Source organism: Hymenobacter daeguensis (assembly GCF_054780555.1).
The window spans coordinates 19,415-42,606 of sequence record NZ_BAAGWC010000014.1; the positions used below are offsets into that span (position 1 = coordinate 19,415).

Annotated in this window: 19 protein-coding genes; 10 read left to right on the forward strand and 9 right to left on the reverse strand. The window is 63.7% G+C overall.

Features of this window, described 5'->3' with window-relative positions; translation table 11 throughout:
- Positions 1–134: 134 nt before the first annotated feature.
- The 5 genes from ACYVHT_RS15335 to ACYVHT_RS15355 all read left to right on the forward strand — a co-directional run bounded on the left by ACYVHT_RS15335 (position 135) and on the right by ACYVHT_RS15355 (position 8,475).
- A complete protein-coding gene (locus ACYVHT_RS15335; RefSeq protein WP_460553548.1) occupies positions 135–2,360 on the forward strand; it encodes a M43 family zinc metalloprotease in 2,226 nt (741 codons plus the stop codon).
- Positions 2,361–2,491: 131 nt separating this feature from the next.
- A complete protein-coding gene (locus tag ACYVHT_RS15340) occupies positions 2,492–4,687 on the forward strand; it encodes a M43 family zinc metalloprotease (protein ID WP_460553551.1) in 2,196 nt (731 codons plus the stop codon).
- 131 nt (positions 4,688–4,818) lie between these two features.
- The gene (locus tag ACYVHT_RS15345) at positions 4,819–6,972 is read left to right on the forward strand and encodes a M43 family zinc metalloprotease (RefSeq protein WP_460553554.1); all 2,154 of its coding nucleotides are present in this window, start codon (positions 4,819–4,821) and stop codon (positions 6,970–6,972) included.
- Positions 6,973–7,156: 184 nt separating this feature from the next.
- Positions 7,157–7,672 (forward strand): acyl-CoA thioesterase, encoded by a 516-nt coding sequence (locus tag ACYVHT_RS15350; RefSeq protein WP_208176850.1) that lies wholly within the window; start codon positions 7,157–7,159, stop codon positions 7,670–7,672.
- A gap of 56 nt (positions 7,673–7,728) precedes the next feature.
- Positions 7,729–8,475: a hypothetical protein gene (locus ACYVHT_RS15355; RefSeq protein ID WP_460553558.1), complete on the forward strand. Its 747-nt coding sequence runs from the start codon at positions 7,729–7,731 to the stop codon at positions 8,473–8,475.
- Positions 8,476–8,536: 61 nt separating this feature from the next.
- Here the strand turns inward: ACYVHT_RS15355 and ACYVHT_RS15360 are convergent, their stop codons facing one another.
- The 5 genes from ACYVHT_RS15360 to alaS all read right to left on the reverse strand — a co-directional run bounded on the left by ACYVHT_RS15360 (position 8,537) and on the right by alaS (position 16,243).
- A complete protein-coding gene (locus tag ACYVHT_RS15360; protein WP_460553561.1) occupies positions 8,537–9,658 on the reverse strand; it encodes a redoxin domain-containing protein in 1,122 nt (373 codons plus the stop codon).
- 144 nt (positions 9,659–9,802) lie between these two features.
- Positions 9,803–11,257 carry an Asp-tRNA(Asn)/Glu-tRNA(Gln) amidotransferase subunit GatB gene (gene gatB, locus ACYVHT_RS15365; protein ID WP_460553564.1) on the reverse strand — a complete coding sequence of 485 codons (1,455 nt, stop codon included), beginning with the start codon at positions 11,255–11,257 and terminating at the stop codon, positions 9,803–9,805.
- Between the two features lie 93 nt (positions 11,258–11,350).
- Positions 11,351–12,214: a TonB family protein gene (locus tag ACYVHT_RS15370; protein WP_460553566.1), complete on the reverse strand. Its 864-nt coding sequence runs from the start codon at positions 12,212–12,214 to the stop codon at positions 11,351–11,353.
- A gap of 102 nt (positions 12,215–12,316) precedes the next feature.
- Positions 12,317–13,243, reverse strand: a complete 927-nt coding sequence (locus ACYVHT_RS15375; protein ID WP_460553569.1) for an SPFH domain-containing protein — start codon at positions 13,241–13,243, stop codon at positions 12,317–12,319.
- Between the two features lie 318 nt (positions 13,244–13,561).
- Positions 13,562–16,243 (reverse strand): alanine--tRNA ligase, encoded by a 2,682-nt coding sequence (gene alaS, locus ACYVHT_RS15380; RefSeq protein ID WP_460553572.1) that lies wholly within the window; start codon positions 16,241–16,243, stop codon positions 13,562–13,564.
- Positions 16,244–16,369: 126 nt separating this feature from the next.
- Here alaS and ACYVHT_RS15385 point away from each other — a divergent pair, with 126 nt between their 5' ends.
- The 5 genes from ACYVHT_RS15385 (at position 16,370) to ACYVHT_RS15405 (ending at position 20,643) form a co-directional block, all read left to right on the forward strand.
- Positions 16,370–16,741 (forward strand): MerR family transcriptional regulator, encoded by a 372-nt coding sequence (locus ACYVHT_RS15385; RefSeq protein WP_460553575.1) that lies wholly within the window; start codon positions 16,370–16,372, stop codon positions 16,739–16,741.
- A 125-nt stretch (positions 16,742–16,866) separates the two neighbouring features.
- Positions 16,867–17,988 carry a DNA-processing protein DprA gene (gene dprA, locus ACYVHT_RS15390; protein WP_460553578.1) on the forward strand — a complete coding sequence of 374 codons (1,122 nt, stop codon included), beginning with the start codon at positions 16,867–16,869 and terminating at the stop codon, positions 17,986–17,988.
- A 33-nt stretch (positions 17,989–18,021) separates the two neighbouring features.
- Positions 18,022–18,924 carry a hypothetical protein gene (locus tag ACYVHT_RS15395; protein ID WP_460553581.1) on the forward strand — a complete coding sequence of 301 codons (903 nt, stop codon included), beginning with the start codon at positions 18,022–18,024 and terminating at the stop codon, positions 18,922–18,924.
- A 1-nt stretch (position 18,925) separates the two neighbouring features.
- Complete coding sequence (locus ACYVHT_RS15400) at positions 18,926–19,831, forward strand: hypothetical protein (protein ID WP_460553584.1); 906 nt, start codon at positions 18,926–18,928, stop codon at positions 19,829–19,831.
- Positions 19,831–20,643, forward strand: a complete 813-nt coding sequence (locus ACYVHT_RS15405; RefSeq protein WP_460553587.1) for an aminotransferase class IV — start codon at positions 19,831–19,833, stop codon at positions 20,641–20,643. Before ACYVHT_RS15400 ends, ACYVHT_RS15405 begins: the two co-directional genes overlap by 1 nt.
- Here the strand turns inward: ACYVHT_RS15405 and ACYVHT_RS15410 are convergent.
- The 4 genes from ACYVHT_RS15410 to ACYVHT_RS15425 form a co-directional block, all read right to left on the reverse strand.
- Positions 20,612–21,103, reverse strand: a complete 492-nt coding sequence (locus ACYVHT_RS15410) for an energy transducer TonB (protein WP_460553590.1) — start codon at positions 21,101–21,103, stop codon at positions 20,612–20,614. The two genes, ACYVHT_RS15405 and ACYVHT_RS15410, sit on opposite strands and share 32 nt — an antisense overlap.
- Positions 21,104–21,283: 180 nt before the next feature.
- On the reverse strand, positions 21,284–22,078 hold the full coding sequence (locus ACYVHT_RS15415; RefSeq protein ID WP_460553593.1) for a thymidylate synthase: 795 nt from the start codon (positions 22,076–22,078) through the stop codon (positions 21,284–21,286).
- A gap of 195 nt (positions 22,079–22,273) precedes the next feature.
- Positions 22,274–22,477, reverse strand: a complete 204-nt coding sequence (locus tag ACYVHT_RS15420) for a hypothetical protein (protein WP_460553596.1) — start codon at positions 22,475–22,477, stop codon at positions 22,274–22,276.
- A 93-nt stretch (positions 22,478–22,570) separates the two neighbouring features.
- Positions 22,571–23,029, reverse strand: coding sequence for an ankyrin repeat domain-containing protein (locus ACYVHT_RS15425; protein WP_460553599.1), 459 nt, complete (start codon positions 23,027–23,029; stop codon positions 22,571–22,573).
- Between the last annotated feature and the right edge of the window lie 163 nt (positions 23,030–23,192).

Below are 23,192 nucleotides of genomic sequence, written 5' to 3' on the forward strand. Positions count from 1 at the left end.
CTTCATACTTTCCCCATCTGCCTGAACCTAATTTGCTTGCCTGAAACTCATTGCTGAAGCCCCACCCCCAGGCTGGCACCTGCCAGCAGCTTCGCCCCCCTTTTCCAACGTTCTTTTTCTCCTGTTTTTCTTTTATGCTCAAACTGTTACGTAATTTACGGGGGAGGCTCCTGGGCCTGACCGCGGTTGGCTTGCTATGCGCCGGCCCGGCAGCCGCCCAAACGCCGGAAGGCGTCATCCGAAAGTATCCGGAGCATCAAACCGGCTTCCGCTGCGCCTTCGACAGCGTGCAGCAGGCGGCGTTTGCGCGGCAGCCCGGCGCGGCGGCGGCCTACCGGGATTTCCTGCAGGGCGTGGCCAGCATGCCGCCCGAAACCCGGGCCCGCCTGCTGGCCGCCCCCGACGTGACGGTGCCGGTGGTAGTGCACATCATTCACACGGGCGGCAGCAGCAACATTTCCGATGCGCAGGTGGAGGACGCCATTCGCGTCATCAACGAAGACTACAGCAAAACCAACCGCGACACCACCGCCATTCTGCCGGCCTTCCAGCCCATTGCGGCCAACATCGGCTTCCAGATGCGGCTGGCCAAGAAGGACCCCAACGGCAACTGCACCACCGGCATCACCCGCACCTACTCCACCGATGGCAACATCGGCGACGACCGGGTGAAGGACCTCATCAAGTGGGACCAGGACAAGTACCTCAACATCTGGGTGTGTACCAATGCCAACGGGGCCGGCGGCTATGCCTACCTGCCCTGCACAGGCGGCACCGTCGATGGCATTGTGATTCGCAACGCGCAGTTTGGCAGCATCGGCACCTCGTGCGGGGCCAACCTGTGCATCCGGTCGCTGACGCACGAAATCGGCCACTATTTTGGCCTGCCCCACACCTGGGGCGGCAGCAATACGCCGGGCCTGGCCAGCAATTGCGGCATCGACGACGGCATTGCCGACACGCCCAACACCACCGGGTCGCAGTCGAGCTGCTCGTCGCCGTACGGCACGGGCACGGTGCTCACCAGCTTCAACCCCTGCGGGCCGCTGGCCAACGTGCAGAACTACATGGATTACTCCTCGTGCACCAACATGTTTACGCTGGGCCAGCGCGCGGTGATGCGGGCCTCGCTGCAGCTTGGCTGCCGCTCGACCCTCACCAGCGCCGCAAATCTGCTGGCCACGGGCACCAACGACGGCTACGTGGCGCCGGGCTGCGCGCCGGTGGCGGCGTTCCAGGCCTCGGCCACCACGGTTTGCGCGGGCTCAACGGTCACGTTCACCGATTACTCCTACAACGCCGCCGTGGCCTCGCCCGGCGCCGTGTACGCCTGGCAGTTTCCGGGCGGGGTGCCCGCCACCTCCAGCCTGCGCGCGCCGGTGGTAACCTATCCGACCGGCGGCATTTACGACGTAACCCTGAGCATTACGCTGGCCGGGCAAACCGGCACCACCACCCGCAGCGGCCTGGTGCGCGTGCTGGGCGGCAATGCCGGCCTGGTGGGCCCGGTGGTGGAGTCGTTCGAAAACCCGACTTTCCCGGTTAACTACCCGGCTCCCGACCTGCGCAACTGGGCCAACTCCTCCACTTCGACGGCGAGCAGCGCGCGGTTTATTCGCCGGGTAAACGGGGCGAGCGGCCTGGTGGTGAGCGACGGCACGGCCTGCCTGCTGGTGCCCAGCACCACCCTCACCGGCGGCACCCAGACCACCCTTACCTCGCCCAACATTGACCTGAGCGGCCTCACCGCCGCCGACCAGCCCGCCATCACCTTCAGCCGGGCCTATGCGCTGCGGCCGGGCATGGCCAACGAGTTTCTGGTGGTGCAGGCCAGCACCGACTGCGGCGTGAGCTGGAACACCCTGCGGGGCTTCACCGCCGCCGCCCTCAACACGCGGGATACGCTGCGCGTCTACGGCTTTACGCCCACTGCGGCGTCGGACTGGCAGAGCCTGCGCGTGGACATTCCGGCCGCCTACCTGGGCAGCCGGTTTCAGTGCCGCTTTACGCTGCAGAGCAACGGGGGCAACTATTTCTACTTCGACAAGGTGGCCGTGGGGGCCGCGCCTCTGCTGGCTACCCGCAACGACGGAGCCGTAACGGCCGCGCGCATTTACCCCAACCCGCTGACCGCCGAAACCGTGGTGGAATTTGCCCTGCCCACCGCCGGGGCCGTGGAGCTGCGCCTCACCGACCTGCTGGGCCGCGCCGTGAGCGCCCCCGTGCTGACCACGGGCCGCGCCGGCCTGCAAACCCTGCCTTTGCTGCCGCGCGGAACCGGCCGCCCCGCCCCCGGTGTCTATCTGGTGCAGCTGCGCACGGCCAGCGGCCAGACTATCAGCAAAGTAATCATTCCTTAGCTGCTGCAACACGCTCAGCGACGTTCCGGCTTTTATCTGGTAAATTTGACTGCCCCCATTCAGGTGTTCTGGACCTGAATTGTTTTACCTCCCCTTTTGCCACTCCCACATTTTTTCCATTTTATTTTCTCATGTTGAAAAAACTGATACCCACGGTGCTGACCGCTGCCCTGGCCCTGACCGGCTTCGGAGCCAGTGCCCAAAGCGCGGCCGACCAACGCGGCCGCAACTGGTGCGGTGCAACCGATGAGCAGGAGCGATACTTTGCCGCCCACCCCGGCGCTCGCGAAGCCCAGCGGGCCTATTACCAGCAGCTGGAGGCCATGGCGCAAAACCAGCAGCGCGGCGCTGCCTACGTGACCGATGTGACCATTCCGGTGGTGGTGCACATCATTCACGCGGGGGGAGTTGACAACATCTCGGACCGGCAGATTAACAGCGCCATCGACCAGCTGAACATCGACTACCAGAAGCTGAACCCGGACACGGCCAACACCCTGCCGTATTTCCGGGCGCGGGCGGCGGCCGTGGGCTTCCGGTTCCGGCTGGCCAAGAAAGACCCCAACGGCAACTGCACCACCGGCATCACCCGCCACTACCTGCCCAACCTCATCAACGACGACCAGAGCGGCGCCGTGCAGGCGGCCGTCATCTGGGACCGGCTGCGCTACCTCAACATCTGGATTGTGAGCAGCATTGGCACGCCGACTGCGGGCGGTGGCATTGTGCTGGGCTACTCCAACCTGCCGCAGAACTCGACCGCCGCGCGCGACGGCTTCGTGGCGCGTCATGACTGGTTCGGCAACCAGGGCACCAGCACCCCGACCCGTGCCCAGAGCCGCACCGCCACCCACGAAATCGGCCACTACTTTGGCCTGAGCCACCCCTGGGGCCAGACCAACAACCCCGGTACCGGCGACTGCTCCGGCACCGACTTCGTGACCGACACGCCGCCCACCGACGGCACTTTCAACTGCAACCTGGCGTACTCGCCCTGCGGTGAGCTGGCCAACGTGCAGAACATCATGGACTATGCCTCCTGCCCCACCATGTTCACGGAAGGCCAGAAGCAGCTGATGCGCAACGTGCTGGCTACGTCCAGCGTGCGGACCAGCCTCACGACCGCGGCCAACCTGCTGGCCACGGGCACCAACGACGGGTACGTGGCGCCGGACTGCGCGCCGGTGGCCGCCTTTGCCGTGGCCCCCGGCACCAGCGCCAGCGTGTGCATCAACTCGCCCGTGACCCTGCGCGACTACTCCGCCAACTTCACCGCCTCGGGCGGCACGCTCACCTACTCCTGGTCCTTCCCCGGCGGCACCCCCGCCACGGCCACCGGCCAGACCGTGTCGGTGTCTTACCCCACTGCCGGCTTCTACTCCGTCACCGAAACTGTGACCAACTCCGTTGGTAGCAGCTCCAGCACTCAGACCAACCTCATTAAGGTGGAGGGCCCGACCGGGGGCGAGAACGCCCCGCTCCAGCAGTCCTTCGAAGACCCCGCCTTCCCCGCCCTCTTCGCCGCCCCCACCCTGCGCAACTACGACGTCTCCGGCACCACCAGCGCCGGCGTGGCCGCCGCCTACCGCTGGCAGCGCCTCACCGCCCTGCCCGCCGCCGACGGCACGGCCTACCTGCAGGTGCCAAACCGCACCATCCCCGCCGGCGGCATCACCACCCTCGTCACCCCCAACATCAACCTGGCCGCCGTCCCCGGCACCGCCGCCCTGCGCTTCGCCCGCGCCTACGCCCTGCGCTCCGGCAGCGACAACGCCCAGCTGCGCATCGCCTTCAGCGCCGACTGCGGCGTGACCTGGTCCTCGCCCACCACCCTGACCGTCACCGACCTCACCACCCAGGGCCTGACCCCCAACGACGGCTACGTGCCCATCGCCCCCGCCAGCTGGCAGGACCTGACCGTGGCCATCCCCGCCCAGTTCCAGCGCAGCGGCCTCTTCAAGGTCCGCTTCCAGATGGTCAACGGCTCCGCCCAGGGCAACACCTTCTTCTTCGACAACCTGCGCATCAGCGGCGCCCTGCCCACCCAGGCCCAGGCCCTGGCCCAGCGCGGCATCAGCGTCTTCCCCAACCCGCTCACCCGCGAAACCGCCGTGCACCTGACCCTGCCCGCCGCCACCCTGGTCCAGCTCAGCCTCTGCGACGTGCTCGGCCGCCCCGTGCTCGCCCTGCCCGCCAAGGCCTACCCCGCCGGCCCGCAGGCCATCGCCCTGCCCGCCGCCGCCGGCCAAGCCCTCAAGCCCGGCGTCTACCTCCTGCGAATCGCCCTCGACGGCCAAACTTTCTCCTCCAAGCTCAACGTCGAGTAATATTTCGCGCGCTTGATTCGTCAAAAAAGCTCCACTCTGCACAGGGTGGGGCTTTTTTATTGTAGATTCGCAAGAGCTAAACAGCTGCCCGGTGTGTGATTGGGCTTTATTCTCCTTTTCTTATTGCTCTTATGCTGAAAAAATTACTTCCCTTGGTGCTGACCGCCGCGACGGCGCTGACCGGCACCGGGGCTCATGCCCAAACCGTCAGCCGAAACTGGTGTGGCGTTTACGATGAGCAGGAGCGCTACTATGCGTCACACCCGGGGGCCCGCGAGGCCCAGAAAGCCCTGAACCAGCAGCTGGAGGTACTGGCCCAGAGCCAGCTGCGCGGCGCCTCCTACGTGACCGATGTGACCATTCCCATTGTGGTGCACATCATTCATGCCGGCGGGGTCGAGAACATCTCGGACCGGCAGATTAACAGCGCCATCGACCAGCTGAACATTACTTACCAGAAGCTCAACGCCGACACGGCTAACACCATCCCCCTCTTCCGCCCCATCGCGGCGTCGGTCGGGTTTCGGTTCCGGTTGGCCAAGAAAGACCCCAACGGCAACTGCACCACCGGCATTACCCGGCACTATCTGCCGGGCGTGTGCGATGACGACCGCACCGGTGCCGTGCAGCAGGTAGGCGTGTGGGACCAGTCGCGCTACCTCAACGTCTGGGTGGTAAGAACCATGGGGGGCGGCGCCGCTGGCTACGTTAGCCCGCCCAACACCCCGACCAATCCCCGCGACGGCTTCACCGTTCTTCACGACTACTTCGGTACGCAGGGCACCAGCAACGCCTATAAAAGCTTTGCCGCCACGCACGAAATTGGCCATTACTTCGGCCTGAGCCACCCCTGGGGCAGCACCAACAATGCCGGTACGGGTGATTGCAGCGGCACCGACAACGTGGCCGATACGCCTCCGACGGACGGCTCCCTCACCTGTAACCTGGCACAGGCAACCTGTGGCCCGATTGCCAACGTGCAGAACTACATGGACTATTCGTATTGCTCCACGATGTTCACCCAGGGCCAGCGGGCGTTTATGCGGGCCGTGCTTGCCAGCAACCGCAGCGTGCTCACCTCGCAGGCCAACCTGGTAGCCACGGGCACCAACGACGGGTACGTGGCGCCGGACTGCGCGCCGGTGGCCGCCTTCGCCGTGGCCCCCGGCACCAGCGCCAGCGTGTGCATCAACTCGCCCGTGACCCTGCGCGACTACTCCGCCAACTTCACCGCCTCGGGCGGCACGCTCACCTACTCCTGGTCCTTCCCCGGCGGCACCCCCGCCACGGCCACCGGCCAGACCGTGTCGGTGTCTTACCCCACCGCCGGCTTCTACTCCGTTACCGAAACCGTGAGCAACTCCGTTGGTAGCAGCTCCAGCACTCAGACCAACCTCATCAAGGTGGATGGTCCGACCGGGGGCGAAAACGCCCCGCTCCAGCAGTCCTTCGAAGACCCCGCCTTCCCCGCCCTCTTCGCCGCCCCCACCCTGCGCAACTACGACGTCTCCGGCACCACCAGCGCCGGCGTGGCCGCCGCCTACCGCTGGCAGCGCCTCACCGCCCTGCCCGCCGCCGACGGCGCGGCCTACCTGCAGGTGCCAAACCGCACCATCCCCGCCGGCGGCATCACCACCCTCGTCACCCCCAACATCAACCTGGCCGCCGTCCCCGGCACCGCCGCCCTGCGCTTCGCCCGCGCCTACGCCCTGCGCTCCGGCAGCGACAACGCCCAGCTGCGCATCGCCTTCAGCGCCGACTGCGGCGTGACCTGGTCCTCGCCCACCACCCTGACCGTCACCGACCTCACCACCCAGGGCCTGACCCCCAACGACGGCTACGTGCCCATCGCCCCCGCCAGCTGGCAGGACCTGACCGTGGCCATCCCCGCCCAGTTCCAGCGCAGCGGCCTCTTCAAGGTCCGCTTCCAGATGGTCAACGGCTCCGCCCAGGGCAACACCTTCTTCTTCGACAACCTGCGCATCAGCGGCGCCCTGCCCACCCAGGCCCAGGCCCTGGCCCAGCGCGGCATCAGCGTCTTCCCCAACCCGCTCACCCGCGAAACCGCCGTGCACCTGACCCTGCCCGCCGCCACCCTGGTCCAGCTCAGCCTCTGCGACGTGCTCGGCCGCCCCGTGCTCGCCCTGCCCGCCAAGGCCTACCCCGCCGGCCCGCTGGCCATCGCCCTGCCCGCCGCCGCCGGCCAGGCCCTCAAGCCTGGCGTCTACCTCCTGCGAATCGCCCTCGACGGCCAAACCTTCTCCTCCAAGCTTAACGTCGAGTAAGTCAGGCACAGCTTCGATACCCAAAGCCCCATCCGCCACCGGATGGGGCTTTTTTGTGGTTAGGGCCCGGCACGGGCGGCGTACCTTTGCCCAAACCCGGCTTCTGGGTGTGTGCGGTGGGCTGGCGCTGAGGGCCGGAACCCACGCAGGCAACCGGAGGCTGATAACCCGCACTATTTTCGCCATGCGCAAGCAAAAACCCGTCGCCGATTCCTTCGTCATCATGACCGAGCTGGTGCTGCCCAACGATACCAACACGCTGAACAACCTGATGGGCGGCCGCATGATGCACCTGATGGACATTGCCGCCGCCATCTCGGCTCAGAAGCACTCCAACCGCATTGTGGTCACGGCTTCGGTCGACAACGTGTCGTTTCGCGACAGCATCCGGCTGGGCAACGTGGTGACGCTGCAAGCCCAGGTCACGCGGGCCTTCAGCTCCAGCATGGAAGTGCACATCGACGTGTGGGCCGAGGACATTCCCAGTGGCACGAAGCTCAAAACCAACGAGGCTTTTTTCACCTTCGTGGCCGTGGACCAGTCGGGCCGGCCCATCGACGTGCCCGAAGCCGTGCCCCACACCGAGGAAGAAATCAGCCTCTACGAAGGCGCGCTGCGCCGCCGCCAGCTGCGGCTGGTGCTGGCCGGCCGTATGCAGCCCGCCGAGGCGCAGGAGCTCAAGGCTTTGTTTGCGCTGTAGCAAGTGGCCAGCTCCGGGCTTATTTTAGTGTTTCCACCGGCCAATTCTCACTTGCTATGTCTGCTGAAAAGCTCGCCTTCCTGCAAAATTTCTACACCGACGTGACTCTCTACATGCCGGCCGAGCCCAGCGCGCCAACCAACGGTGCCGTACCGGCTGCCGGGGCCTCGTCAGGCAGTACCGCGGCGGCCGCTCCGCCGCCGCAAAACGCGGCAAAGCCCAATAGCCTGGCCGACCGGCTGGCCCGTCCCGATGAGGCACCTCCGCGCTCCGGATTGCCGAAATCCATTCCCACGGCCACGCAGGTCAAGCTGACCGACCGGCTGGCCCATGCGGCCGCTCCGGCAGCGGCCATGCCCGCCAGCACCCTGCCCCCCGGCCCCGCCGACGTGCCCCCGGCGACGCTCACGCCATTTTCGACGATGGGCGACAATGCGCAGGGCATCGTCATGCTGTTCCGGCTGCCGACGGAGCAATTCCAGAAGCTGCACCGTAACGTGTTCCTGAACAAGATGCTCCAGGCGCTCGGCTACGTAATGGCCGACGTGGTGCTGGTGAACGTGGAGTCGGAGCTGCCGGTGGCGCTGGCCAGCCTGCGCCGCCACCTGGCCGCCACGCACATCATCGCCTTCGGCAAAAACCTGCTCGATGCCACCATCCGCAATACCCAGATTTACGAGCCGGTGCAGTTTCCCACCCTGGGCTTCGCTTACCTCGCCTCCGCCACTGTGGACCTGGTGGAGTACGACGTGAGCCTGAAAAAACGCCTCTGGCCCGGCTTGCAGCGCATGTTTCTGAACTAGGCCACACTAAAAAAGCCCGGCAGACCGCCGAGCTTTTTTAGTATTCGCTAACCGCCGAACCCTACTTCAGGACCTCGGCCAGCTTGGCGGCCAGGGCTTCGCCGCGCAGGTTTTTGGCGATAATCTTGCCCTGCGGGTCGAGCAGGAAGGAGGCTGGGATGGATTTTACGCCGTAAGCGGCACCGGCCACGCTGTTCCAGCCGGCCAGGTCCGATACGTGGTGCCAGGTGAGGTTGTCGGAGGCAATGGCTTTCTCCCACTTGGCCTTGTCCTGGTCCAGCGACACGGAGTAGATGGTGAAGCCTTTGCCCTTGTCTTTGAACTGGTTGTAGGCTTTCACCACGTTGGGGTTTTCCTGGCGGCAGGGGCCGCACCAGCTGGCCCAGAAGTCAATCAGCACATACTTGCCGCGCAGGCTGCTCAGGGCCAGGGTTTTGCCCTCGGGCGTGGGCAGGTTGATTTCGGGGGCCTCGGTGCCGGGGGCCGTGGCGCGCATGGGCTCCAGGCGAGCCGTCAGCTCTTTGGTGAAGGGCGAGTTGGGGTTGGCTTTGCGCTGAATGGTGGCCACCGAATCGGCAAAGGCAAACTCTTCCTCGGGGTTGATGAACGCGCCCACGGCAAAGCCGCTGGCCACCGCCGTGGCGTTGTGCCGGATGAGGCTTTTCACCTTGCTCGTGTTGCCCTTCTGAATGGCAAAATACTCCTTCTCAATGGCTTTCATCTCGTCGGCCTTGCCAGCCTGGCCGGCCGCGTTGTAGCGCTGGCCAAGGCTTTCGAGCTGGCCCTTGCTGCCCTCCATCACCTTGGTGAGCTGGCGCAGCATTTCGGTGTCCTTGCTGCCTTTCACGCTGTAGGTGGCGGGCAGGCTCTTGGCATCGCCGCTGATTTGCACGCGGGTTTTGTTGTCGAGCAGCAGCAGCACCTGGTTGGCATCGTCCACTTTCAGCTGGAAAATGCCGGGCGCGAGGGCCGCGCCCTTCAGCGTGAAATTGCCGGCGGCATCGGTTTTCACCTGCGCCTTCTCTACAAACTGGTTGGTGTTCAGCTCCGAAAGGTGCAGCACCGTGCCAGCCGGCGCGTTTTTGAGCTGGCCCGATACCTCGTAGCCATCAGCGGCCACGGCATTCTGACAGGCATTGGCCAGGCCCAACACGGTGGCCGCCAGGAAAACAGATTTTATCATAGGATGGGGCATGAGCTTGTGCGTAAAAATAGCCAACGCAAGGCGGAAAAGTTATTGTTCCGAATGGTGGGTTATCGGATTAGTGAAGCGACGAATTTTATTCACCAGCCCGCCAATCCGGCAACCCACGCATCCACCAGTGGCCTAGCCTTCCAGCGCGGCGCGCAGCAGCTGGTTGGCCAGCTTGGGGTCGGCCTTGCCGCCGGTCAGCTTCATGAGCTCGCCCATGAACATGCCGGTGAGCGACTTTTTGCCGGCGCGGTACTCGGCCACTTTCGCGGGGTTGGCGTCCACCACCTGCTGCACCAGGGTGGCCAGCTCGCCGTTGTCGGCCTGGGTGAGCAGGCCCAGGCTTTCGGCCGCGCCGGTGGCGTTGGCCGTGGGGTGGTCGAGCAGGTGCGGAAACAGCTGCTTGCTGGCCACCGAGTAGTTGATTTTGCCCGCGTCAATCAGCTCAATGATGCCAGCCAGCTGGGCCACGTCGAGCGGGAAGTCGGCCATGGTGAGGGCGCGCTCGTTGAGGTAGCTCTTCACCGGACCCATCACCCAGTTGGCGGCGGCTTTGGCGTTGGGCGTGAGGCGCGCCAGCTCATCAAAGTACAGGGCCACGTCCTTTTGGTCTATCAGCACCGAGGCATCGTAGTCGCTCAGCCCCAGCTCGCCCGTGAAGCGGGCGTAGAGCTGCTGCGGCAGGGCCGGCAGCTCGGCGGCCACGCGGTGCAGCCACTCGTCCGAAATCACCAGCGGCGGCAGGTCGGGCTCGGGGAAGTAGCGGTAGTCGTTGAGGGTTTCCTTGCTGCGCTGGCCGTTGGTGGTGCCGCTGGTGGCATCGAAGCCGCGGGTTTCGCTGTCCACTTCGCCGCCGGCTTCGAGGATGCTGATTTGGCGCTCCACCTCGTAGGCAATGGCGCGCTGCACGTTGCGGAAGGAGTTCATGTTCTTCACTTCCACCTTCATCCCAAACTTGGTGGCGCCTTTCAGCATCACCGAGATGTTGGCGTCGCAGCGCAGCGAGCCTTCCTCCATGTTGCCGTCGCAGATGCCGAGGTACTCCACCAGCTTCTTGATTTCGGTGAGGTAGGCGTAGGCTTCGTCGCCGGTCCGGATGTCGGGCTCACTCACAATCTCAATCAGCGGCACGCCGGCGCGGTTCAGGTCCACGAGGGTTTCGGTTTCGCCGGCCAGGTGCATGCTCTTGCCCGCGTCTTCCTCCATGTGAATGCGGGTGATGCCGATGCGCTTGGTTTCGCCGCCCACGCGCACCTCAAGGTGGCCGTCGTGGCAAATCGGGGTTTTGTCCTGGGTAATCTGGTAGCCCTTGGGCAGGTCGGGGTAAAAGTAGTTTTTGCGGGCAAACAGGTTGTCGCGCCGAATCTGGCAGTTGGTGGCCAGGCCCATTTTCATGGCATACTCCACGGCCGTGCCGTTCACTTTGGGCAAGGTGCCGGGGTGGCCGAGGGTGATAACCGACAGGTTGGTGTTGGGGGCAACGCCGTACTCGTTTTCATCGGATGAGTACATTTTGCTGTGCGTGAGCAGCTGAGCGTGTACTTCCAGGCCGATGACGGGCTGGTATTTGGCAAGGGTGGCTTCGTCCATCTTATGTAAAGCGGGGTACTACGGGCTAATTCCGGCCTTAAAGGTAACCAGCAATGGGCTAGGATGCTTTTTACGGTATTGGAGCGGGCGGTGCTAGCGCCGCCCCATGCGGTAGCCCCGGTTGTAGCCGCCCCCGTTATAGGGCTGGTTGTAAGACGCTTCCAGGGTGTAGTAGAGCGGCACGGTGAGGTAGCTCATCAGCACCTGCCCGTCGCGCCGGCCGGGTATGAACTGGCGCTTGAGCTTGGCCACGGCCCGCAGCGCCGCGTTGTTGAGGAAGCCGGCCGTGGAATGCACCACCCGGGCGTTGGCCACGCGGCCATCGGGGGCCACGGTCAGCTCCACATCCACCTCACGCTGCGCACCATACTGGGCCATGTTCAGCATCCGGCGGCTTTCGCGGCGCATGGCCTCCACTTCCTGCGAGTTCAGGCGCACGGCTTTGGTGAGCTCCCGCACCAGCTGCTCGGCCCCGCCGGGGTACAGCGGCAGCTGCTCGTACACGAAATACGGCACCGGGTGGCCGCTGGCGTCGTAGCAGGTGCCCACGCCGCAGCGGCCGTTTTCGTAGTGCTCGCGGCGTTTCAGGGTGCCGTCGGGGTAGTAGGTCAGCAGGTCGCCGTGGCGCACGCCGCGCACGTAGTCTTCCTTGGTGCACAGCTGGCCGTCTTCGTACCAGGTGGTGAGGGTGCCGTAGCGGATGCCCCGGCCCACATGGGCATACGGGATGTACTGCTTGAGGTGGCCCGAGGGATAATACACCCGCGTGATGCCGCCCAGGCTGTCGCGAAACGTGGTTTCGGCGCACATGGCCAACGAGTCGGCGGCCGTCGTGATTTGGTAATCGGGGGTGAAATAGGCGACAATGGGCTCCGGCGTGGCCGCACGGGGCGCCTGGGCCCGGCCGGCCAATGGCCCCGTCAGCAAGAATCCCAGATAAAGTAGCCGTGCTTTCACCGAAAAAAAGGAGTAAAAAACCGGCCGGAACTTCCGGCGGCTTTTCACTCCCCAAGGTACGCAAGGCCGGGCACAACGGTTGAATGCCGGCCCGCCAGACGCTTATTTCCCCGGGCGCGGCAGCTGCTGCATGGCCATCAGCTGCTCCATGCTTTTGTTCATGCCCTCGTTGGAGCCGTCGAGGAAAATGACGTTGCCCTTGCCCTGCTCGGCGAAGTGCTTGATGGCCTCGGTCCACATCGAGAAGTACACCATCGACGGGTCGAGGTTGTTTTTGCTCATTTCCTCCACGGCGTGGGCCAGGCCCTTGGTTACTTCTTCGCGGAACAGGGCCACGCCCTGGCCCCGCAGCTGGGCCGCAATCTTCTCGGCTTCGGCCGCAATCTTGATGGCGTTGCCTTCGGCTTCGGCCGCTTTGGTTTTGGTGATGAGCAGGGCCTGGCCTTCGTTTTCGGCGGCGGCTTTCAGGTTGTTGCTGGCCACCACCTTGGCCATCGAACGCATGATTTCCTCATCGAAGGCAATGTCGTTGAGCTGCAAATCAATGAGGTGGTAGCCCCAGCTTTCGAGCGTGGCATCGAGCTGGTCCTTCACGTGCAGCACGATTTCGCCCCGCAGGCTGAGCACGGCCGCCTGCCGCTGCGTGGCCACAAAGGCCCGGATGCTGCCTTCCACCGTTCGCACCAGCGCCTGCATCAGGCTCATCTCGTCCACGAACTTGAAGGCCACGTTTTTAATGGCCTCCTCGCTCTGGTCGAAGGCGGCGTACACCAGCATGGCCTTGAAGTTAACGTTGGCCTGGTCCACGGTAATGGCCTGAAAGTTCAGCTCCAGCGAGCGGTTCTGAATGGAGATGCGCTTGTACACCGTCTCGATAAACGGCAGCTTGAAATTCAGCCCCGGCAGCATAATGCGCCGGTACTTGCCGAAAATGGTGATAACGGCCACCGTGCCCTGCGGCACAATGACGTAGCACAGAAACAGCGTGAGAACAATGAGGCCAAGCAGCAAAAGCGCAAAGGTGGACATGGGTACGAGCAGAAAAACGGTGAAAGTGAGCCGAAATATCGGATAAAATTGCTCCGCCCCGGCCAAGTGGGGCGGCTGGTGCAAAGATTGTATCGCTCGCCAGGGTGCCGCGTTACACCCGATGGCTCAGTCCTCGTCGTGCGGTCGGATGCGGGGCTGGCCCCCGGCCGCCGTTGCCCGGCATCATTAGTCAGGCCCAAAGGGCCAGTCCCGCACCCTGCGCCATCGTTACGAGCCATTACAGGACCAGAATAAATAAACGCGGCGGCCCCTGTTAAAAGAAGCCGCCGCGCGGGGTATTCAGAAACGAATTAGCTGTTACAGCGCCGCCGCCACGGCGGCCTCGGCCTTGGCAATGGCGGCACCCAGCCCGGCCGCATTCTTGCCGCCGGCGGTGGCGAAGAACGGCTGCCCGCCGCCGCCGCCCTGGATTTCCCTGGCCAGCTCGCGCACCAGCGTGCTGGCGTTGAGCTTGCCGGCTTTGGCGATTTCGTCGTCGAGCATTACGGCCAGCTGTGGCTTGCCGTCGATTTCGGCGCCGAGGATGGCCACCAGGTTGGGCACGGCCTGGCGCAGGTTGAAGGCCAGCGTTTTCAGCGATTCCGCCGAACTGGCCTGCACTTGCGCGGCCAGGAAGCGCACGCCGTTCAGGTCGCGCACCTGACCCACGAGCTGGTCTTTCTGTTGGTTGATGCTTTGCTGGGCAAACTGCTCGATTTGCTTGCGCAGGCCGGCAATTTCCTCGTTCTGCTTCTCCAGGCTGGTGATGAGATGCTGGGGATTGCCAAGGGTTTCGCGCACCTGGGCCAGCAGGTCGAGCTGCTGGTCCACGTAGGCTTCGGCCGCGCCGGCCGTCACGGCCTCAATGCGGCGCACGCCCGCGCCCACGGCGCTTTCGCTCGTGATTTTGAAATAGCCGATGCTGCCGGTGTTCTGCACGTGCAGGCCGCCGCAGAGCTCCACCGAGTACCCCTTGTCGAAGGTGATGACGCGCACGAAGTCGCCGTACTTTTCGCCAAACAGGGCCATGGCGCCCAGGTTTTTGGCCTCGGCAATGGGCACGTTGCGGCGCTCGTCGAGCGGAATCTGCTGGCGGATTTTCTCGTTCACCATGCGCTCAATCTCGCGCAGCTGCTCGTCGCTCACCTTGGTGAAGTGCGAGAAGTCAAAGCGCAGCAGCTTGTCGTTCACCAGCGAGCCTTTCTGCTGCACGTGGCTGCCCAGGATTTCGCGCAGGGCGGCCTGCAGCAGGTGAGTGGCCGTGTGGTTGTTGCGGATGAGGGCGCGGCGGGCGGCATCGGGCCGGGCCAGGAACGCAGCTTCCAAATCCTGCGGCAAGTCCAGCGTGGTGTGGATGATGAGGTCGTTTTCCTTCTTGGTATCAATTACGCGCACCTTGCTCAGCGGCGACTCCAGGTAGCCGGTGTCGCCAATCTGGCCGCCGCTTTCGGCGTAGAAGGGCGTTTGGTCGAACACCAGCTGGTACTCGGTTTTGCCCTTCTTGTCGATTTTGCGGTAGCGCAGCAGGCGGGCCGTGGCCTCGTCCTGGTCGTAGCCCACAAACACGTTCGGGATTTCGTGCTCGGTCACCGTCACCCAGTCGCTCTGCTCGGTTTCCTGGGCGTTGCGGCTGCGGTTCTTCTGCTGCTCCAGCTCCTTCTTGAAGCCTTCTTCGTCCACACTCAGGCCCTTTTCGCGGGCGATGAGGGCCGTGAGGTCGAGCGGGAAGCCGAAGGTGTCGGACAGCTCAAACGCGGTTTTGCCGTCGATGACGCCGCCGTTTTGGCGGGTGCTTTCTTCCAGGGCATCGAGGCGGCGCAGGCCGGTTTCGAGGGTTTTCAGGAAGGCGATTTCCTCCTCCTCAATCACGCGCTGCACGAAGGGCACCTGGGCCTTCAGCTCGGGGAAGATGCCGGCCATCTGGTCGGCCAGCACCGGCACCAGCTTGTAGAGGAAGGGCTGCTTCTGGTTCAGCGACGAGAAGGCGTAGCGCACGGCCCGGCGCAGAATGCGGCGAATGACGTAGCCGGCCTTCACGTTCGAGGGCAGCTGGCCGTCGGCAATGGTGAAGGCGATGGTGCGGATGTGGTCGGCAATCACGCGGATGGCGATGTCCGTTTTCTCGTTTTCGGTGGCCGGCTGGTCGTTCACCGTAGCGGGGGCGGTGCCGTGGTACGCCAGGCCAACTTCGCTGGCAATGAACTGGATGAGGGGCTGAAATACGTCGGTGTCGTAGTTCGACTTCACGCCCGACACGGCCATCATCAGGCGCTCGAAGCCCATGCCGGTGTCCACGCTCTGCTCGGGCAGCTTGATGAGGGACTTGTCGGCCAGGCGCTGGAATTCCATGAACACGTTGTTCCAGATTTCCACCACCTGCGGGTGGTCGGCGTTCACGAGCTCGCGGCCGGGGGTGGCGGCGCGCTCCTCCTCCGAGCGCAGGTCGATGTGGATTTCGGTGCAGGGGCCGCAGGGGCCGGTGTCGCCCATCTCCCAGAAGTTGTCCTTCTTGTTGCCGGGCAGAATCCGGTCGTCGGTGGTGTATTTGCGCCAGAGGTTCTGAGTTTCGGTATCGGCGGCGGTGCCATCCTTCTCATCACCTTCGAAATAAGTAACGTAGAGGCGGTCTTTGTCGAGCTTGTACACCTCGGTCAGCAGCTCCCAGGCCCAGGCAATGGCGTCGGTTTTGAAGTAGTCGCCGAACGACCAGTTGCCCAGCATCTCAAACATGGTGTGGTGGTAGGTGTCGTAGCCGACCTCCTCCAAATCGTTGTGCTTGCCGCTCACGCGCAGGCACTTCTGGGTATCGGCAATGCGCTTGTAGGGCGCCGGCTTGTTGCCCAAAAAGTAGTCCTTGAACGGGGCCATGCCCGAGTTGATGAACAGCAGCGTGGGGTCGTCCTTCACCACAATCGGGGCCGAGGGCACGATGTGGTGGCCTTTGGAGGCGAAGAAATCGAGGAATTGCTGACGGACAGCGGAAGCGGTGGGAAGTGACATAGGAAGCGCCAGCCCGGAGTTGGCGAATGAAGGGAAACCGTTGGATTATGTCCGCCAAATAAGCCGGCCACCGCGCATAGCTGCGAATTTTAGGCTACTTTTCGGAGTATTTGCAAAGGTAGTCCCATGCCCTATAAAGAGCGCAACATTGAGAAACAGTACTTCACCATCGGCGAAGTAGCCGCCCAGTTCAAGGTGGCCGAGTCGCTGGTGCGCTTCTGGGAAACCGAGTTTGAGGAGCTGCGCCCCCGCCGCAGCAAGAAAGGCAACCGCCTCTACACGCCACAGGACATCGAGGTGTTCCGCACCATCTACCACCTGGTGAAGGAGCGCGGCTACACCATCCCCGGCGCGCGCGACATGCTGAAGCAGAAGGGCCCGCAGCTGAAGGAAAAGATTGACGTGGTGCAGAGCCTGGAGAAAGTGCGGGCGTTTCTGGTGAGCCTGAAGAAGGAGGTAGAAGCGGCGGGGAAGGCAGATGCGGACACCGCAGAGTAGTAGCATAAGCTTTAGCTTGTGATGAGCGCAGCGAATTCAGCGCCGCGCCGCTACCTCAAATCAGCTCTACCAATTTCCCGGCAGCAGAACTCGCTGCACTCGTCGCAAGCTGAAGCTTACGCTACATGAACGACCTCTACCACGAACTCGCCCTTACCCTGCTACCCGGCATCGGCCCGCAGCTCACGCGGCAGCTGATGAGCTACGGCGGCTCGGCCAAAAACGTGCTGATGCTGCCGCCCGGCAAGCTGCGCCGCATTCCGGGCGTGGGCGAGGCCACGGTTAAAACCATCACGGGGCCGGACCGCGAGGCCGCCTTTCGCAAAGCAGAAGCCGATTTGAAAAAGGCCGAAAAGGACGGCGTGGAAATATTGTTTTACACCAGCAAGCGCTTTCCCAGCCGCCTCAAGCAGATTCCGGACGCGCCCGCCATCCTCTACTACCAGGGCACGGCCGACCTGAACGCGCCCAAAACCGTGGCCCTCGTGGGCACCCGCAAAAACACCGACTACGGCCGCGAGCAAACCGAGCGCATCGTGCGCGGGCTGCTGCCGCACCGCCCGCTGGTGGTGAGTGGCCTGGCCTACGGCATCGACATCATTGCGCACCGCGCCGCCCTGCAGGAAGGCCTCGAAACGGTGGGCGTAATGGCCACCGGCCTGGACCGCATCTACCCCCTTACCCACCAGAAAACGGCCGAAAAAATGCGCGAGCAGGGCGGCCTGCTCACCGAATTTCCCTTCGGCACGCCCCCCGACCGCTACAACTTCCCGGCCCGCAACCGCATCATCGCCGGGCTGAGCGACGGCACGGTGGTGGTGGAAGCGGCAATAAAAGGCGGCGCCCTCATCACCGCCGAGCTGGCCCTGAGCTACGACCGCGACGTGCTGGCCGTGCCCGGCAACCTGGGCTCGGCGGCCTCCGAGGGCTGCAACGCCCTTATCAAAGCCAATAAGGCGGCGCTCTACCAAGAGCCGCTAGACCTGGAGCAGCTCCTGAACTGGGACGCGGCCCTGCACCAGTCGGGCAAGTTCAAGCCGGCTCCCTCCTACTCGGCCGACGATTTTACGGCCGAGGAATTTGCCCTGATAACCGTGCTGGCCGCCGCGCCCGGCCGCGAGGCGCAGATGGATGATTTGGCCTGGAAAGCGCAGCTGGCCATTCATGCCGTGGCCTCGCTGCTGCTGGGGCTGGAGTTTCGGGGTGTGGTGCGGGCCCTGCCGGGAAAGAAGTTTGCGTTGGTGTAATGTTCACGCGCCCTACGCGTTGAGGCTTTGAATATGAATACAATAAAACAGCGCATTGCAGCCGTGCTGCTTCTTGCCGGAGTGGGCTGTGCTGGCTGGGCGTATTACCGCACACAGGTGCAGCAAGGCGTACTGCTGAACGCAATCGGGGCGATGGATGCGGCACTGACAACCAACAATCGGCAGAGCGAACGTCAGGCGGGAGTTACGGTGAGGGTTTTGGCGAAGGAAGTATGCCGCAATTATATGCAGGCTCGTGATGTCGCGGTGTTGAGCGAAAGCCAGCAAATTCTTTCCCGCTCACAAGCCCTGACCGATACACTCCGAGCGCTGCGCCGCCAGCTGCAAGCTACCGGAAAAGCCATTGACTTGCCTGAACTGGTTCGGCACCTCGACCGCTATTCGGATTTTATTCATACCTACGTGCCCTATTCGCGCTACCTTACCCGGGAGTTTCCCGGCCCGCCCGACCCTAATTGGCTGGGCCGGACCTATTTTGAGAAAGTGCCCCTGGAAGCAACTTGGGCAACTCTCACCAAGCTGGAAGCGCTGGTCCGCCGCAACGAACGGGATGCTCTCAACACCCAGGCGCAAAAAGTCGGGTCGTGCTGCATGTATTTCAACTGGATAAGCGCGCATGCAGTGCCCGCCAGTGCAAGCGTGGCCCCCGGCGGCGAGTATCAGGCGCGTCTGTTTCTGAACGAAGCCGTCCCGCTCCATCGCTCCAACATGCAGTTCACAGCCAATGGCCAGACCATGCCAATGGATTCCATTGACGCGCTCGGGCATGTAGCTTTCGCAGTGCCACCAGCCGTGCCCGGCCAGCCCGATACGGTTCGGGCCCAGTGGCGTGGCACCGTTCGGCTACAAATGTGCCCGACTGATACTGTGTTTGAGGTTGATGTGCCTTATTTGATTGTAAAACCCCGGCCCTGAGATGAGAGGCACTTCTTTCCTGTTCGGCCTGGGGCTGCTGGCCCTGACTGGTGGCATGGGCTACGGCCTCTTTCGCCAGCACGCCACCCAAACGAAGCTGTACCTGCAATTGCAGCAGCTCGACGAGGCGCTGACCGATGATAATGACCACGCCGCGCACACGGTCGCAGGCGCCTTGGAGGGCCTCCAGGCCGAAGTTGTCAAAAATCAGAATCAGCCCCACGACGTCGCGTTGCTTACCCAGGCCGAAGCCTTTGCCAGCCGCGCCGATTCGCTGGTGCGTACGCTCCGTACCCGCCGCGAGGAACTGCTGCGCGCCTCTGGCAACCCGCTTGGTTCTAACGGCCTGCCCCTGCCGCACCCCGAGGCCACGGAAGCCGTGGCAACGCAGTTGGCCCCTGGCGCCGTCGCTTACCAAAACCTGACCTGCCAGCTAGCTGACTACGCCCAGGCAGGCCGGCAACTCAGTCCGAACGCTACAGGGCAGCTGGCAGCGCCATCGTTCAGCAACATGCCAGTTGTGGCCGCTCTGGCGCACCTTACGCGGTTGGAGAGCGACGTGCGGGCCATCGAATTTGGCACACTTCGGCAACTTTCACCGCGCCTGGGCGCCCGAAAACTCAACGGCCGCATCATGGCTGTGGCCACCGCCGAAGCCAACGCTGTGGCTCCTGGCACAACCTACCGGGCAAAGCTGTACGTGGTGAAAGTGTTGCAAGGCATGCGGGCATCAATGACGTGCAATGGCCAGTTCGTACGCGTGGGCCCCGATGGTCAGGGGCTGGTGCGTTTTGTTGCACCCAACCACCCCGGTCCGGCAGCGTGGCATGGAACAATCCACTTCAACAACAATGGCCGCGACACGACCTTCCAGGTACGCGTCCCTTACCGCGTAGCCCCACGCTAATGCTAGTCTACAATGGCCACCTCCTGCCCGCCGCCACGCTCGCCCTGCCCAACCGTGGCCTGGCCTTCGGCGACGGCTTTTTTGAAACCCTGGTTTTCACGGCTGGCCGCCTGCGCCTCGCGCCCGACCACCATGCCCGCATGCGGCAAGCTGCCGCCGCACTCCATCTCATGCTGCCCGAGCCGCTGGCCACGCCCGAAGCATTGGAAGCTACGCTAACGCGCCTTGCCCGGGCCAACCACCTGCCCGCCGCCCGCCTGCGCCTGCAGCTCTGGCGCGCCGGCGGCGGCCGCTACACGCCCACCACCGACACCGCCGACTGGCTGGCCACCGCCGAAGCCTTCGCGCCCGACGAAACGCCCATCAGCCAAGCCGATTTCGCCCTCGAAACCCAATCCATTCATTCCCCGCTCAGCTTCTGCAAAGGGCCGCAGGCGTGGCTCTACGTGCGGGCGGCCCATGAGCGGCAGCAGCGCGGGCTCGATGAGATTATCCTCTGCGATGCGGCCGGGCATGTGGCCGAGGCGGGCGCGGCGGCTATTTTCTGGGTAAAAAATCAGGTGCTAGTCACGCCTTCGCTGGCCAGCGGCTGCGTGGCGGGCGTGCGGCGGGCGCAGGTGCTGCGGGCGGCCCGGGCGGCAGGCTGGGAAGGCCGCGAAGGGCTGTTTCCGAAAGAGGAATTGCTGACCGCAGAGGCCGTGTTTACGGCGAATGTTGCGGCCGTGCGCGTGGTGCGGCGCATTGGCACGGCGGTATTTGGGGCTGCGTTGCCGCCGTTCCTCACTGCGGCTCAAACCGGTGCGAAATGGTGACGGTATCGGCCAGAAAAACCGGGCTGTCGTGGTCTTCCACCGAAACCAGGGTAATTTCGGTGCTGTCGCCCCCGGCAATTACGCCGGCTACCGTTTCGGCGGGCTCGCTGGGCCGCAGCGAGGTGCTGTCGATGGCCGGCACCGCTGGTTTGAAGCGCAGCTGCCACGCCACCCGCTGCAATTCGGCATCGAGCGCCATCACCGCTTTGAGGGGCGGCGAGGCGGGGTTCAGGTCGCGCCGCGTGATGGAAATACTGCCCACGTGGCCATCGGGCTGCACGGTAAGCCGGGCGTATATCGTCGCCACCACCCCGGCCTGAAGCGCCAGGGCCGGGTAGCTGATGAAGTGCGCCACGTATTGGTGGAAGACGTCGGCGGCATCGGTTCGCGCAGTCGAATCGGTCAGCTGCCAGAAGCGCGTCAACAAGGGCATGGCGCCGGGGGCAGCTGCTGCGGACATCGGCGGGGCTAAGCGAGGAGTTCTGTTCCGGCTTTTCTTACGCACAGGCGGGTGACCACCGCCTTGCGCACCGCCCTCGTGGGCCATTCCCAGCAATAAAAGACACAATACCCACCGGTGCATCACGAATCCTGCATTAAGAAGACAGATGAGCCCAACTAACGGCTGCCAATCGGCAGCTTATACGGCCACCGGCGCCTTGATGGCCGGCCAGGGCTCGTAGTTCACCAGCTCGAAGTCCTCGTAGCGGAAGCCGAAAATGTCCTTTACCTCGGGGTTGATAATCATTTGGGGCAGCGGGTGGGGCGCGCGGGTAAGCTGCAGTTCGGCCTGCTCCAGGTGGTTGCTGTAGAGGTGGGTGTCGCCGCCGGTCCAGATGAATTCGCCCGGCTGCAGGCCCGTCACCTGGGCCACCATGAGGGTGAGCAGGGCGTAGCTGGCAATGTTGAAGGGCACGCCCAGAAACACGTCGGCCGAGCGCTGGTAGAGCTGGCAGGAGAGCTTGCCATCGGCCACGTAAAACTGAAACAGGGCGTGGCAGGGCTGCAGCTTCATGTCGGGCAGTTCGGCCACGTTCCAGGCCGACACGAGGATGCGGCGCGAGTCGGGCTGGGTTTTGAGTTGCTGAATAACCTGCGAAATCTGGTCGATGTGGCCGCCGTAGCCGTCGGGCCAGGAGCGCCACTGGTGGCCGTACACGGGGCCGAGGTCGCCGTTGGCGTCGGCCCACTCGTCCCAGATTTTCACGCCGTGCTCCTTGAGGTAGGCAATGTTGGTGTCGCCCTGCAGGAACCAGAGCAACTCGTGGATGATGCTCTTCAGGTGCACCTTTTTGGTCGTCACCAGCGGGAAGCCCTCGGCCAGGTTGAACCGCATCTGCGGGCCGAAGATGGACACGGTGCCGGTGCCCGTGCGGTCGGTTTTCACGGTGCCGGTGGTCAGGATTTGGCGGAGCAGGGCTTGGTACTGGTGCATGGGACGGGGCTTTTGGCTGGGTAAAAATAAGGCTGCCTGCAGGAGTTCGAACAAGCCACCCGACTAGTTTTGGCTATTCTCCAACTGCTCAACCCAATGCAGGACGAACCGCTTAAAACCCTAGCCTCAATAAAAAAGCCGCCTCCTTCCGGAAGCGGCTTTTGTTTTTCAGGCAGCGGCCGAAGCCGGTTGCGACTACAGCTTAACGGCAGCCTCGGGCTTGGTGGCGGGCTTCACGGCAGCGGTTTTGCCGCCTTTCATGCAGCACGAGCTGCCGGCCCCTTTGGTGCAGGAGGTTTCTTTCTTGCCTTTTTTACCGTCTTTGTCGTGGCCATCGTGCGCGAAAGCGGTGGTGCCGGCGAAGGCAAACAGGGCGAGGGCGAGCAGGGTCTTTTTCATGGGATAAGCAATGAAGGGAGGTGAAGGGAAAATGGCGCGGTTAGCAGCCCCTAAGATACACAAAGGCCGTGCTTTTTCGCCAGCCCGCCCCGCTCATTTCAGCTTTTGCTCCAGCAGCGTCACAATTTCCTTGTTGCCGCTTTCTTTGGCCAGGGCCAGGGCGTCTTTGCCGTCGTCGTCCCTGGCCTTGGCGTCGGCCCCGCTGCCAAGCAGCAGCTCCACCATTTCCCGGTTGCCTTTGCCGGCGGCGGCCATCAGGGCCGTGGCTTTGAAGGCATCGGGCTGGTTCACCTGGGCCTTGTATTTGAGCAGCAACTTCACCAGGGGCAGGCTATTGTTGGCAGCGGCCGTGATGAGGTAGGTGGTGGCAAAGCCGGGCACGATTTCGACCACGGCGTTGGGATTGGCCCCGGCCGTGAGCAGGGATTCGGCCGCCGGGGCATCGTTTTTCAGGATGGCTTTTTTCAGGCCCTGGGTCTGGGCCGGGGTTTGAGCGCAGGCGGCAAACGCCAGGCAATACAGGGCAAGGGTAATGAATAACACTCTTTTCATAGCAATAGCAACCAATCTTAAAAGGGGGAAATAAACCGCAAAGATGCGCCGTGCGAAGGATGCTTCTGCACTGAAAAAGCACTTGCTACAATAAGTCAAAGCGCGTGTGCGAAAAGTAATATTGGCTGGTTTGGCGGGCGGTTTCGGAGCCCTTCGCACCAGG

Bases quoted from the DNA above. Each gene is read 5' to 3' on its own strand.
- ACYVHT_RS15340 (WP_460553551.1), top strand. From the start codon at position 2,492: ATGTTGAAAAAACTGATACCCACGGTGCTGACCGCTGCCCTGGCCCTG.
- ACYVHT_RS15410 (WP_460553590.1), bottom strand. From the start codon at position 21,103: ATGTCCGCAGCAGCTGCCCCCGGCGCCATGCCCTTGTTGACGCGCTTC.
- ACYVHT_RS15425 (WP_460553599.1), bottom strand. From the start codon at position 23,029: ATGAAAAGAGTGTTATTCATTACCCTTGCCCTGTATTGCCTGGCGTTT.
- ACYVHT_RS15355 (WP_460553558.1), top strand. From the start codon at position 7,729: ATGTCTGCTGAAAAGCTCGCCTTCCTGCAAAATTTCTACACCGACGTG.
- ACYVHT_RS15335 (WP_460553548.1), top strand. From the start codon at position 135: ATGCTCAAACTGTTACGTAATTTACGGGGGAGGCTCCTGGGCCTGACC.
- ACYVHT_RS15345 (WP_460553554.1), top strand. From the start codon at position 4,819: ATGCTGAAAAAATTACTTCCCTTGGTGCTGACCGCCGCGACGGCGCTG.
- gatB (WP_460553564.1), bottom strand. From the start codon at position 11,257: ATGGACGAAGCCACCCTTGCCAAATACCAGCCCGTCATCGGCCTGGAA.
- ACYVHT_RS15385 (WP_460553575.1), top strand. From the start codon at position 16,370: ATGCCCTATAAAGAGCGCAACATTGAGAAACAGTACTTCACCATCGGC.
- ACYVHT_RS15375 (WP_460553569.1), bottom strand. From the start codon at position 13,243: ATGTCCACCTTTGCGCTTTTGCTGCTTGGCCTCATTGTTCTCACGCTG.
- ACYVHT_RS15405 (WP_460553587.1), top strand. From the start codon at position 19,831: ATGCTAGTCTACAATGGCCACCTCCTGCCCGCCGCCACGCTCGCCCTG.
- alaS (WP_460553572.1), bottom strand. From the start codon at position 16,243: ATGTCACTTCCCACCGCTTCCGCTGTCCGTCAGCAATTCCTCGATTTC.
- ACYVHT_RS15415 (WP_460553593.1), bottom strand. From the start codon at position 22,078: ATGCACCAGTACCAAGCCCTGCTCCGCCAAATCCTGACCACCGGCACC.
- ACYVHT_RS15395 (WP_460553581.1), top strand. From the start codon at position 18,022: ATGAATACAATAAAACAGCGCATTGCAGCCGTGCTGCTTCTTGCCGGA.
- ACYVHT_RS15350 (WP_208176850.1), top strand. From the start codon at position 7,157: ATGCGCAAGCAAAAACCCGTCGCCGATTCCTTCGTCATCATGACCGAG.
- ACYVHT_RS15360 (WP_460553561.1), bottom strand. From the start codon at position 9,658: ATGATAAAATCTGTTTTCCTGGCGGCCACCGTGTTGGGCCTGGCCAAT.
- dprA (WP_460553578.1), top strand. From the start codon at position 16,867: ATGAACGACCTCTACCACGAACTCGCCCTTACCCTGCTACCCGGCATC.
- ACYVHT_RS15400 (WP_460553584.1), top strand. From the start codon at position 18,926: ATGAGAGGCACTTCTTTCCTGTTCGGCCTGGGGCTGCTGGCCCTGACT.
- ACYVHT_RS15420 (WP_460553596.1), bottom strand. From the start codon at position 22,477: ATGAAAAAGACCCTGCTCGCCCTCGCCCTGTTTGCCTTCGCCGGCACC.